Annotated in this window: 13 protein-coding genes; 7 read left to right on the forward strand and 6 right to left on the reverse strand. The window is 50.1% G+C overall.

What is annotated here, in order from left to right; genetic code table 11:
• The first annotated feature begins 122 nt into the window (after positions 1–122).
• From P0Y67_RS18195 to gspS2, 4 genes are all read left to right on the forward strand, one after another.
• Positions 123–1,391: a dicarboxylate/amino acid:cation symporter gene (locus P0Y67_RS18195; RefSeq protein ID WP_342393032.1), complete on the forward strand. Its 1,269-nt coding sequence runs from the start codon at positions 123–125 to the stop codon at positions 1,389–1,391.
• 181 nt (positions 1,392–1,572) lie between these two features.
• Positions 1,573–1,971 (forward strand): acyl-CoA thioester hydrolase YciA, encoded by a 399-nt coding sequence (gene yciA / locus P0Y67_RS18200; RefSeq protein WP_027253405.1) that lies wholly within the window; start codon positions 1,573–1,575, stop codon positions 1,969–1,971.
• A gap of 87 nt (positions 1,972–2,058) precedes the next feature.
• A complete protein-coding gene (locus P0Y67_RS18205; RefSeq protein ID WP_027253406.1) occupies positions 2,059–2,361 on the forward strand; it encodes a YciI family protein in 303 nt (100 codons plus the stop codon).
• Positions 2,362–2,366: 5 nt separating this feature from the next.
• Entirely contained in the window at positions 2,367–2,777 is a 411-nt protein-coding gene (gene gspS2, locus P0Y67_RS18210) for a type II secretion system pilot lipoprotein GspS-beta (RefSeq protein ID WP_342393033.1), read from the forward strand.
• Positions 2,778–2,857: 80 nt separating this feature from the next.
• On the opposite strand, the gene P0Y67_RS18215 is transcribed toward gspS2, so the two are convergent.
• From P0Y67_RS18215 to P0Y67_RS18225, 3 genes are all read right to left on the reverse strand, one after another.
• Complete coding sequence (locus tag P0Y67_RS18215) at positions 2,858–3,793, reverse strand: class I SAM-dependent methyltransferase (protein WP_342393034.1); 936 nt, start codon at positions 3,791–3,793, stop codon at positions 2,858–2,860.
• Between the two features lie 61 nt (positions 3,794–3,854).
• On the reverse strand, positions 3,855–4,559 hold the full coding sequence (locus P0Y67_RS18220; RefSeq protein WP_342393042.1) for a TIGR01621 family pseudouridine synthase: 705 nt from the start codon (positions 4,557–4,559) through the stop codon (positions 3,855–3,857).
• 78 nt (positions 4,560–4,637) lie between these two features.
• A complete protein-coding gene (locus P0Y67_RS18225) occupies positions 4,638–5,969 on the reverse strand; it encodes a sodium-dependent transporter (RefSeq protein WP_342393035.1) in 1,332 nt (443 codons plus the stop codon).
• Between the two features lie 183 nt (positions 5,970–6,152).
• Between P0Y67_RS18225 and cls the strand changes: the two genes are divergently transcribed.
• The 3 genes from cls to P0Y67_RS18240 all read left to right on the forward strand — a co-directional run bounded on the left by cls (position 6,153) and on the right by P0Y67_RS18240 (position 9,706).
• The gene (gene cls, locus P0Y67_RS18230; protein WP_342393036.1) at positions 6,153–7,610 is read left to right on the forward strand and encodes a cardiolipin synthase; all 1,458 of its coding nucleotides are present in this window, start codon (positions 6,153–6,155) and stop codon (positions 7,608–7,610) included.
• 403 nt (positions 7,611–8,013) lie between these two features.
• Positions 8,014–8,529 (forward strand): oxidoreductase, encoded by a 516-nt coding sequence (locus tag P0Y67_RS18235; protein ID WP_342393037.1) that lies wholly within the window; start codon positions 8,014–8,016, stop codon positions 8,527–8,529.
• A 52-nt stretch (positions 8,530–8,581) separates the two neighbouring features.
• Positions 8,582–9,706 (forward strand): GGDEF domain-containing protein, encoded by a 1,125-nt coding sequence (locus P0Y67_RS18240; protein WP_342393038.1) that lies wholly within the window; start codon positions 8,582–8,584, stop codon positions 9,704–9,706.
• Positions 9,707–9,713: 7 nt separating this feature from the next.
• Here P0Y67_RS18240 and P0Y67_RS18245 read toward each other — a convergent pair whose 3' ends face one another.
• The 3 genes from P0Y67_RS18245 to P0Y67_RS18255 form a co-directional block, all read right to left on the reverse strand.
• Positions 9,714–10,169, reverse strand: a complete 456-nt coding sequence (locus tag P0Y67_RS18245) for an SRPBCC domain-containing protein (protein ID WP_342393039.1) — start codon at positions 10,167–10,169, stop codon at positions 9,714–9,716.
• A gap of 147 nt (positions 10,170–10,316) precedes the next feature.
• Positions 10,317–10,823: a GNAT family N-acetyltransferase gene (locus tag P0Y67_RS18250; RefSeq protein ID WP_342393040.1), complete on the reverse strand. Its 507-nt coding sequence runs from the start codon at positions 10,821–10,823 to the stop codon at positions 10,317–10,319.
• Positions 10,824–11,104: 281 nt separating this feature from the next.
• A partial coding sequence (locus tag P0Y67_RS18255; protein WP_446728855.1) for a GFA family protein occupies positions 11,105–11,443 on the reverse strand: 339 nt, incomplete at its 5' end.

The following is an 11,443-nucleotide window of genomic DNA, read 5'->3' on the forward strand; positions in this document are numbered from 1 at the left end:
AATTTCAACATTGATTATCGCATTATTCTGCTGTAAAACCTTAACCCGCAAAATATTGACTCAAATTAATCAACATTTGCGAAACATAAGTCTTTCATCAATTAACAACTTCCACAATAAAGGTGTTCAAGGTGCTAAAACAACAAGGACTACTTGGCAACATTGGAGTACAGGTTGTCATTGCCATGTGCTTGGGTGCATTGGCCGGTGCAATGATGGGGCACTCGGCGAGCATGTTTGCTCCGCTGGGCAGTATTTTCATCCACCTGATTAAAATGCTGGTGATCCCTCTGGTTGCTGTGGCTATCATCTCTGGCGCAGCCGGTCTGGGTAGCAGCCAGTCAGCTGGTAAGATCGGCTTGATTACTCTGGGTTTCTTTGGCCTGACATCAGCAGTTGCCGTTGCACTGGCGCTGTTTATGGGTGAAGTGTTCCAGCCAGGTATGGGTGTCGACCTGACCGGCGTACAGGGCATGTTCGCAAATACCTATGCTGACAAAGGTGACCTGCCTTCGTTCTGGGCAACTATTTTGGGTATGATCCCAACCAACATTTTCCAATCCCTGAATGAAGCAAACATCCTGCAAATTCTGGTGTTCTGTCTGTTCTTCGGTCTCGCCGTTTCCAAACTGGAAAAAGAACGCCGTGACCCGCTGATCAACGGTGTTAATTCCATCGTTGACGCTATGGTCTGGATGATCAACGTAGTCATGAAGATCGCGCCTATCGGCGTGTTCGGCCTGATGGCTGATGCCGTAGGTACGTTTGGCTTTGACGCCCTGATGGTGGTGTTCAAACTGTTCGTTGTCTACATTGCTGCCATCCTGGTGTACGGCTTCGTGTTCTACCCGCTGATGATCAAATGCTTCAGCAAGACATCGCCAATCAAGTTCCTGGCTGCAATGAAGAAGCCTCAGGCTGTTGCACTGTCTACCGCCTCTTCCATGGCAACACTGCCTGTCACCATGGAAACCTGCGAAGAAGAGCTGAAAGTGAGAAACAGCACGGCGGCTTTCGTACTGCCGCTTGGCGCGACCATCAATATGAGCGGTAACGCTATCTATTATGGCCTGGTTGCTATCTTCTTTGCCCAGCTGTTCAATATCGACCTGTCTATGAGCGCGTATGTCGCCATCATAGTGACTTCGACACTGGGTGCCGTGGGTCAGGCCGGTGTACCGGGTCCTTCATTCCTGGTCGTGGCTGTACTGCTGTCGGCAGGTATTCCTATTGAAGGTCTGCCGCTGCTGTTCGCACTGGACCGTATCTTCGACATGATCCGTACCGCACTCAATATCACAGGTGATGCTGCCTGTGCTGTGATTGTGGACAGCCTGATCACTGACGAGCAGAAAGAAGACGTACGTATGGCAACACAGAACGAAGCCTAAACGGCTACTTCTGCCATCTCCCAAAGGCTGTCAACCGACAGCCTTTTTTGTTTTCTGCCACTATGGATCCGATTTTCGTTCAAAGTTCCATCAGACCTGGGTCAGACCAGGTGCATTGTGCTTGCAAGCCAGCGCAATATTGATGACCATATGAATATATCTTCCCAACACATGATTTATGATGAATTCAGAAAATAATGTCCCACGAGGCCAGTTATTACTTCGCACTTTAGCCATGCCTGCTGATACCAATGCAAATGGCGATATTTTTGGTGGCTGGATAATGTCACAGCTCGATCTGGCCGGTGCGATTCTGGCTAAGGAAATATCCCGCGGTAAAGTGGTTACCGTTTCTGTCGACAACATAGTGTTTAAAGCCCCCGTCGGTGTGGGCGATGTGGTGTGCTGTTATGGCGAATGTAACCGTATTGGTAATACGTCGCTCTCTGTCGCCATGGAAGTGTGGGTGAAGCCCGTTGGCAATGAGGGTATTGGTGAGCGTTACAAAGTCAGTGAAGCGACCTTCAATTATGTGGCCATTGATGCCGATGGCCGCCCTCGTCCGATTAAGAAAGCCTGATTTATCTGCCCTGACCGCTGGTTGGGGCTTTTTCATTCCGCTATGATAACGGCTGCATTCCACCACAAGTACAGGGAGACAGAACGCATGTGGTACGTCATTTTTTCTCAAGATGTTGAAAACAGTCTGGAGCGCCGTCTGAGCGTTCGCGAAAATCACCTGGCTCGCCTCAAAGCCCTGCAGGATGAAGGCCGGCTGCTGGTGGCCGGACCTATGCCCGCCATTGACAGCGACAACCCGGGTGAAGCCGGTTTTACCGGCTCTACCGTCATCGCCGAGTTTGGCTCTCTTGAAGAAGCAAAAGCCTGGGCCGATGCGGATCCTTACATTGACGCCGGTGTCTATGACAAGGTCATTGTGAAGCCATTCAAAAAAGTGCTACCGGCCTGATGGTTATGAATCGAGCATCCATAAAGGCCCTGCTTACCGCCATGATGGCGGCGGTTATTCTCACTGGCTGTGCTAAATCACAAGAGGACCTGACCAACGAGCTGGCGGAGCGCCGGGCCGCTGTCATTAATTCCAAAGCACCTTATCCCAAGATTGACCAGTACCAGATCATGAAAGCGAAGGCGCAGCAGCATATCGTCGAAATTACCATTCTCTACGGTGGTGGCGGTAAAGTTCCTCCCACTCAGGCGGCGCAGGCAGCGGCAGCGAACTTCTGCAATAACCCTGAACTGACGCCTATGGTCAGCGAAGGCCTGGGCTATCTGATTCAGATCCTGGATATGCGGGGAAGACCCGTGGTGCAGCAGCCGATCAATGCACAATTCTGTGCCCAGATTGTGGCTCCCGGCTCCTGAACTATTGCCAGACAGAAAGCCAGGCAGGCAGGAAGCTAACCCGCAATAAAAATGCCGGAAATATCCTCCGGCATTTTTATTTATCGGGCAAAAACCATGGCCTTCAGCGCACTGTCGTGCTCCAGATCCGCAAACTCAGGCGGATTATCAAGGCGCTCAATAAACCTCAGCTCAGGTGCTTCCTCAGCCATGCCATCAATCAGAAACTGTGGTGACACAGCAGGCGAATTCACACAGGCCAGCACCTTGCCTTCGGCTGTCAGCATATCCGGCAAACGGCGCAGAATTTTGGCGTAATCTTTCGTGAGTGCGAAGCTGCCTTTCTGGAACGACGGCGGGTCAATGATAATCAGATCATAAGGGCCGTTCTTTTTCAGTTTGCCCCAGGATTTAAAGATATCATGCCCTAAAAAACTCACCTTGTTCAGATCGTGCCCGTTCAGCCGGTGATTATCCCGGCCGCGCCCCAGAGCCGCTTTGGCCATATCCAGATTAACCACATGCTCAGCACCGCCCGCAATGGCGGCAACAGAAAATCCGCACGTATAGGCAAACAAATTGAGTACTTTGCTGTCTTTCGCCGCATCCCTGACCCACTGACGGCCATAACGCATGTCCAGAAACAGACCGTTATTTTGCTTCTGGCCCAAGTCAAGCTGAAACTTAAGGCCATTTTCCGTCACTTGCTGCCAGGTTTGCAGCTCCCCCCAGATCACTTCCATCGGCGATCCCACCCGGTCACGATGCTGTACCAAAAGCGACACAGCCCCTGAGCGCTGCCAGGTGTCCGTCTGTACCAGCTCATGAAGCAAAGCTGCCAATTCCGCCAGAAAGTCAGCATCCTGCTCTTTAAACAGCGATATCAGTACCTGGCCGTCAAGCCAGTCGGCCGTCAGTTGCTCCAGTCCGGCCCAGCGCCGGCCGCGGCCATGGAATAACCGGCGCACCTCATGAGGAGGAGAAGCCAGTTGTGACAGCAAATGTTGACAGAACAGAGGTAAAGCAGAAGCGTCCATGGATCACCAGTATGAAATGAATAATAAATCTAAACGGATAGCCGCTCTGGCGGCAAAGGCGTTAGTCAACGCGCGGTTTAACCAGCCCTGAAGGTAACGAAGGCCAGGGAATGTCCCAGGGCGTGGCCCACCCGGACAGGGCAGCCTGCACTTGCGCCACTTGCCATAGCGAGCCTTGTTCTGGCATACAGACAAAGCGCCAGACTTGTCCCTGAAAGGTAAACTGCAGGGCAAATGCGTGTAAATATCCGCGGTCTGCCTCTTCCTGGCCATAAATGTCGTCACCTGTGATGCCGGCCCCCACACTTTTCAACGCCACCCGGATCTGATGGGTTTTCCCTGTGCAGGGTTTGCACAGGAACAGCCGGCGACCCTCACCGGCAGCCGTTGAAATAAACTGGGTTATGGCCGGATTGTCTCGCGTTGCATCCAGTTTCCAGCTGCGACGACGTGAACGGCTCATATCACCAATCACTGTGCCCTGCTTCTTTTTGGGTTTCTTGCTGCTGATCGCGAGATAAAACTTCTGCACTTCACGGCGGGCAAAACCGCCCGACAGCTCGGCGGCGGCTTTGGCATGACGGCCCAGTAGCAAAATACCCGATGTCATTTTATCCAGACGGTGGATCAGATACAGCTGTTTATCTCCGGTGGCCGCAGCAACCTCCGCGAGTAGTGGCTGATCATTGTCATCTTTATGCACACTCACGCCAGCATGCTTGCAAATAACGAGGAAGTCCGGGGTTTGATGCAGAAGTGTAAACATGGTTCGCAGTTCGATTGACTCAGGAAAGCGGCAGTATACCCGCTCTGCCGCATGACGCCAGCCTTGTGATGCCATCTGTTACTGAAGGAAAAAGACCTGCAGCATGAGAACCGGACAGACAATACGCACATACCAGGGCCAGATCCGCCAGAACAGGCCCGACTCGACGGCCGGATAGCCTTTGCGGATCTCTTGCAACACTTTGTCTCTGTGCCAGACCCACCCCACCAGCAGCGCAAAAATCATGCCGATAATCGGCTGCGCATAGGCTGTGGTCATGGTCACGACCCGGCCGAACAAAGCGTCAAAATTAAACACAATAACCGCCGAGATGACACAGATTAACCCGCCTATCCACCAGACGGCGGTACTGCGGCTCTGGTTCAGCTCTTCAATGGCGCAAGAGACGGGCACCTCCAGCATAGATATGGAAGAGGTAAGCGCCGCAATGATCATCAGCACGAAAAACAGGATACCGACTATCATGCCCACCGGCCCCATGGTGTCGAACATGGTCGGCAGCACGCTGAATACCAGCGTATCTGACGCCAGTAATGCCCCGCTCTCGTCGTAAATCACCACGCCGTTATGCTGGGCCACAAACATAGCCGGCAGGATCAGCAGCCCGGCGATAAAAGCTACAGCGGTATCGAGCAGTGCAACCTGCGCGGCAGTTTTCGGTAGATTCGCGGACTTACTCAGGTAGGAGCCGTACACCATCATAGTGCACACCCCAAGAGAAAGAGAAAAAAACGCCTGCCCCATGGCACTGACAATCAGCTTGGGAGACAAATGGCTGAAATCTGGGATCAGGTACAGCTTCAGCCCGTCCCAGGCACCGTCCTGCGTCAATATATACATCACCATCACCACGAACAGCAGCAGCAGTACAGGCATCAGGCGGGTGGACCATTTTTCGATGCCATCGGCAACCCCGCTCCTGACGACCATGACGGTCAGCCACATAAAGACCAGCATGAGTATCAGGTTACGGCCGCTGCCAAACGCTTCCAGCCAGTGAGCCAATGAAACCAGCCCCACCGCCTCACAAATCGGCGCCAGCAAATACCCCAGCAGCCAACCGGCAACAATCGCGTAGAAACTCAGTATCAGCGATACAGCTATCATGCCCGCCAGCCCGACCAGCCCCATCAGGGCTTTCTGTCGTGGCCAGACTTTACGCAGCGAGGTGATGGGATCGGCACTGCCGTAGCGTCCAATGGTCAGCTCGGCCACCAGCAAAGGATAAGCCAGCGCAAACACCATCAGTAGATAAACCATCAGAAATACCGCGCCGCCATTGCTGGCCGCCTGAGTCGGAAACCCCCAGATATTACCCAGCCCGACCGCGGAGCCGGCCGCCGCCAGAATAAAACCAATGCGGGAGCTGAATTGCGCTCTGTTCGCCATACACGATACTCAAATAACAAGGGGCTCTTACAAGATAAGACATTTCTCAGCGTAAAACGCCTTCACTATTGATACATGCGGCAATATAAAGTGTGTCAAGTTTTCGCTTAACCCTATGTTTTACTGAGATTCGGGTGCAAAATAGAGCGCAGGTATGCATATAGAAAGAGACAAGCCGCTTTTATGGATCACGTTTATCAAGTCTTAGCCTGGCTCAGCCTGTTTATTTATTGGGTGGCCATTGCGGCTGTCACTATGCGGGTGGTATTTAAACGTCGTGTTGTGGGCGTGTCACTGGCATGGCTGATGATTATCTACATCATTCCTATTGGTGGCATCATTGCCTACCTCTTATTTGGTGAGCTCAATCTTGGCAAAAAACGGGCACTACGTGCCGAAGAAATGTTTGAGCCCTTCGCCAGCTGGTTTAAGCAACTGTATAACTGCCCGGGGCATCAGCCGCAGCTGATGAACCTGCATACCAAACCTATTCACGACCTGTGTCAGAACCGCCTCGGCATTCCGGCGTTGGTGGGTAACAGCATGACATTGCAGGACACCCCGCAAACCATTCTGCGCTCGCTGATTTCAGACATCCAGCAGGCCCATCGCGCTATTCATTTGGAATTTTACATCTGGCATCCGGGCGGCCTGGCCGACGAAGTGGCAACGGCATTAATTCTTGCCGCTAAACGTGGTGTTAAAGTCAGATTACTGCTGGATTCCGCCGGCAGTATGCGTTTTTTCCGTTCCCACTGGCCGCGTTTGATGAAGCACGCCGGAATCGAATTAACAGAAGCGCTGGCTGTCAGCCCGTTACGTATGTTCCTGCGAAGACTGGATATCCGGCAGCACCGTAAAATTGTTGTCATCGATGCGCAGATTGCCTATACCGGCTCCATGAATCTGGTCGATCCGGCCTTTTTCAAAACAGACGCCGGTGTCGGGCAATGGATTGATGTGATGGTGCGTGTCACCGGCCCAGCCGTTTCGGTGCTCAATTGCATTCAGGCCTGGGACTGGGAAGTCGAAACCGGGCAACGCTATTTACCCCCCGTTCCTGAATGCGACGCAACCCCGCCTGCTGGCAACATCGATATGATCCAGGTGATTCCGTCCGGGCCGGGTATGCCGGATGAAATCATCCATCAGGTTCTGTTAATCAGTATTTACCAGGCCAGAGAGCGCGTGGTCATCACTACCCCCTATTTTGTACCCAGCGAGCACTTGTTACATGCGCTGATCAGTGCCGCGGAACGAGGGACAGAGGTTCACATTGTCATTCCCGCCAAAAACGACTCTGTGATGGTGGAATGGGCCAGCCGCTCGTTTTTTGCCGAACTTCTCAATGCCGGTGTGTTTATTCACCGGTTTAACGGCGGTCTGCTCCATACTAAATCGGTTGTCGTTGATGACACCCACTGCCTGATTGGCACAGTCAACCTGGATATGCGAAGTCTGTGGCTGAATTTTGAAGTGACGCTCGCGGTAGATAATCCGGTTTTTACAGAGCAATTAGCACAATTGCAGCAACAATATATAAGACAATCCACCCGGATTGATCCGGCAAAATGGCGTGAACGTTCTTTAGGCCATAAATTTCTTGAACAGTGCTTTTATATGTTCAGCCCGTTACTTTAATTTGAAGGTTCAGCCAGCGAGATAAATAGCGCCAAACACATAAGTAGAAACATGAAAAAATCACTGTTAGCTTTAATCGCCAGCCGCCTGAAAATACAGATATCTTTGTCTGACTTTCCAGAACAGACATAAACTAAAGTGGGAACTTCTTATATGCAACCGCTTACAACATTCTATCTTTTGAACAAGGATCACACCGGATGGGCGTGGATAAATACTATAAAAAGCCGTAACCGCATCATAAAAAATCCAGGAAACCCGAAATTTCAGCGGTAAAAACCGCAAACCATTCAAATATGAAATAATTACCTCACTTTCATTCATACGAGAAAAGTATTGCTTTGCGCTTTTATATAGCTATCTTTGTATTTACGCACTAATCACCTACAAAGCTGAGGGATATGTGATTCCCAGGAAGTATATTTCACCGCTTTCCAATCTCCTCTTGTCAGGCCTGCTGTTTGCAGGTTTTGTTGTTGTTTTTCCTGTTTTTGCCCTCACTTCACCTCCGTTAACGCTTAAAGGGCAGTCGGCGGAAAATGCGCCCATAGAAGTGCGCCTGACACAAGACGATATCGCCAGCCTTCCACAGGAATCCATCACCACCTCCATGCCCTGGGTCAATGGCAAAGCAACATTTTCCGGCGTTAACCTGCAAGCCTTGTTAAACCACTATCAGCTGAAACCCGGCACTATACATTTGACGGCACTGAATCAATTTACCGCCGAGTTAAACTGGCAGGATATGAAAAAATATCAACCTGTACTGGCGATACGTCACAATGATGAGTGGATGAGAGTACGTGATTACGGCCCTTTCTGGCTTATTTTTGCGCTAGACACGCACCCGGACCTCATTGATAAGGGCTTCTTAGAAAAAATGGTCTGGCAAATAAACGAAATTAATGTGGTGCCATGACGTGTTACCTTTGAAATCATTAAAAGTTTTTCACTTAGCCGGAATGCCGTTGATGAAAAAGCTGCTTTTTTTTGCGGCCCCCCTGCTTATTGTGTTTACTTTCGTGTCTGTCAGCTCTCTGGAATCCAATGCTGAATCAGTCAGCAAAGATCAGAATCTGGCCAGCTGGTTCATGATGCAACTGAGTGATGAATACAGCGAGTTAATTTACCAGCTTCAAAGTTATGAAGCCGGGCGTGCTGATAATAACGATGTGTTACTCCAGTATGAGATACTGTTAAGCCGCTTTAATTCCATTCAGGTCAACAGCCAGGTGAACCGCCTTCACAGCACCTTTGGCTCACTGCAGTCGTTTAATCATCACTATCAGATCGTCAAAGGCTACGAAGCATCGCTGCAACAGCTCACCACACAGAACGTGGCTGAACTGACCTTGATGATCAAAGATAATTACGATCAATTAATGAGCTATGCATTGAAAACATTTCTTTTCACAAACAATGTATTACGTTCGAAACTGGACAGGTTTATTTCTCTGCGCTGGTTAATTCATGCCTCCCTGTTTTCAACCTTGTTGATTGGCATCATGATGATTTACTTACTGATGAAAGAGTCTAAAACACACCACCAGCTGGCAATGTATGACTCTTTGACTGGCATTCATAACCGGCTGTGGCTCAACAGAAAATTAAAAGATCTGGAGAAATCCGGTAATGATTTTGCATTTTTCCTGATTGACCTGAACGGGTTCAAAGAAGTGAATGATACGCTGGGGCATGGTGCCGGGGATCAGTTGCTAAAAACGATCGCGCGCAGGCTTGATAACCTGACACACGATGGTATGTACGTCGCCCGGATGGGTGGCGATGAGTTTGCTGTGATTCAGGTTTTCCCTCAATCGGTCAATCAGGAGTATGTATCGAATTTTCTGATGAACACGCTGGACCACGTACTCAAAATCCCCATCCAGCTCCTCCATCGCGAATTATCGCTCTCGGCCAGTATCGGTCTGAGCGTTTATACTCCAGGCAGCAAAAGCCTGTCAGAACTATTGCAGGAGGCGGATTTTGCTATGTATGAAATGAAACAGCAATTTAAAGCAGAGCATCCGTACCCAATCACCAACCTTGAACACCCTGCTTCTGATGCCGCACCAGGCTTCACCAAACGTCAGTAAGCTGTTGCTAATTGGCCGACCAAATATCACTGGCCATCACATGACCCGTTTCCAGCAAGGTTTTTAAATTGCAGATCACCGCAGGCCAGCCATCGCTGACATCCTGATAGCTCAGGGAACCCGACTGTAAATCACTGTGGATAACCGTTATCCGGGTGTCTTCACCCAGGTTTTCCAGCGCAACACTCACCTGGGAGGAATGCATGACACCATGGTGCCCACCGGTTTCCTGCCAGCTCAGCACTAAATGGTGAGGGGGATGAATCAACAGCACTTTTCCTGTCACGTCTTCAATTTCGGAGCCATCAGCCCGGATATGTGCCCACCGGCTGCCCACCTTCCAGTCAGATTCATTCACATGGCCCCAGTATTGCTGTGTCATTTTCGGATCCAGCAAAGCATTCCAGACATCGGTATCCTTTGCCGCGATATAGCTGACATATTTGAATTGTTCCAAGCTCATGGGCATACCTCATCATAGGGGGCGGCAAATCTGGCCGGACAACCAAGGCACCGGCCAAGATACGTTAGCATCACAACCAAAGAAGAGTTATTCAGTCATTCTTTATTGAGAGTAGCACTGAGTGTCTCTGCAAGCCGAACCGGATAGTTACAATAACTTCTTCATTTGCAGTAACGTCCAGGGTTCACCATTAAAAACGCGAGTCGCCCTGTCAGCCTGGTAGATTTCAAAGCCCATCCCGCGATAACAATTTACCGCACGAAAATTGTGCTCAAACACCGCCAGTGATACCGCTTCAGCACCGAACTCAGACTCGGCTTTCTCCACCGCCATATCCAGCAGCACCCGGCCATATCCCTGACCGCGATCCGACTCATTCGCCACTAATACGCGACAAAGCCGGCACTGCTTTGGCGATGATTGGTATAACTCTATATAACCTTTTGTCTGGCCTGCGACCTGAAATAAATAGGGATGGACTTCAGGCCGAGAAACATGTTTCTCAATCTGATCTAAAGTCAGAGGAAACTGATAGACAGGCCCTCCCCAAAGCAAATTAAACTCCTCATCCGTTACCCAATCCATGAGTAATGAATAGTCCTGCGCGGTAAACGGTTTAAGTTGATACCGGGAGTCTGGCCGTTTGATGAGCATGATCTTCCTTTATAACGGACAAATTTATACGATGTTTATACAGATGCAGCAGTACGCAAAATGGCATTCAGTAAGGCACGGAAACCATGACGTAATACTGAAAAGATTGATTCTTTTTTCAACCACAGGCCGAGCAATACATCACCACAACACATTACCAGAATGAACCAAGTTGCACACCACTCTGTAGCATTACTGTAATTGAGAGCCAAATCAACGGTCGAAACCTGATTGATTGCACTAACTCTCACTTTTTTTAGTGAAAAGTGCAGAAGAAAGACTTATTCGCATCCTTTGGGATATTGTTTATGCGCATCACAAACCGCTAACCAAACGAGCTTATCATCGGTATAAATATGTTTTTGTTTCTTAGGAATAAAAGGTGTATCCAGTAAAGGGAGCGAAAAGGTCACCCACTCATTACTGTATTTACCGCTGTCCAGCCACTGTACGCTGGCTCCGCAGTGCTTACAGAACCGACGAATAACGCCGGGGGAGGATAAAAACGCAGTGAGATGCTCTTCACCTTTCAGGCTAAAGTTATCCTTCAAGGTCGCCGCATAAGTGGCATACACAGCACTATGGCAGCATGGCCTCGGTGGCGTTCCACCTGAATGAAC

The sequence above is a fragment of the Photobacterium sp. SP02 genome (assembly GCF_038519165.1).
Taxonomy (GTDB): Bacteria; Pseudomonadota; Gammaproteobacteria; order Enterobacterales; family Vibrionaceae; genus Photobacterium; species Photobacterium halotolerans.

What these genes read in the sequence shown, in the direction of transcription:
- yciA (WP_027253405.1), top strand. Translation starts at nt 1,573, where the DNA reads ATGAATTCAGAAAATAATGTCCCACGAGGCCAGTTATTACTTCGCACT.
- P0Y67_RS18205 (WP_027253406.1), top strand. Translation starts at nt 2,059, where the DNA reads ATGTGGTACGTCATTTTTTCTCAAGATGTTGAAAACAGTCTGGAGCGC.
- gspS2 (WP_342393033.1), top strand. Translation starts at nt 2,367, where the DNA reads ATGAATCGAGCATCCATAAAGGCCCTGCTTACCGCCATGATGGCGGCG.
- P0Y67_RS18215 (WP_342393034.1), bottom strand. Translation starts at nt 3,793, where the DNA reads ATGGACGCTTCTGCTTTACCTCTGTTCTGTCAACATTTGCTGTCACAA.
- P0Y67_RS18220 (WP_342393042.1), bottom strand. Translation starts at nt 4,559, where the DNA reads ATGTTTACACTTCTGCATCAAACCCCGGACTTCCTCGTTATTTGCAAG.
- P0Y67_RS18225 (WP_342393035.1), bottom strand. Translation starts at nt 5,969, where the DNA reads ATGGCGAACAGAGCGCAATTCAGCTCCCGCATTGGTTTTATTCTGGCG.
- cls (WP_342393036.1), top strand. Translation starts at nt 6,153, where the DNA reads ATGGATCACGTTTATCAAGTCTTAGCCTGGCTCAGCCTGTTTATTTAT.
- P0Y67_RS18240 (WP_342393038.1), top strand. Translation starts at nt 8,582, where the DNA reads ATGAAAAAGCTGCTTTTTTTTGCGGCCCCCCTGCTTATTGTGTTTACT.
- P0Y67_RS18245 (WP_342393039.1), bottom strand. Translation starts at nt 10,169, where the DNA reads ATGAGCTTGGAACAATTCAAATATGTCAGCTATATCGCGGCAAAGGAT.
- P0Y67_RS18250 (WP_342393040.1), bottom strand. Translation starts at nt 10,823, where the DNA reads ATGCTCATCAAACGGCCAGACTCCCGGTATCAACTTAAACCGTTTACC.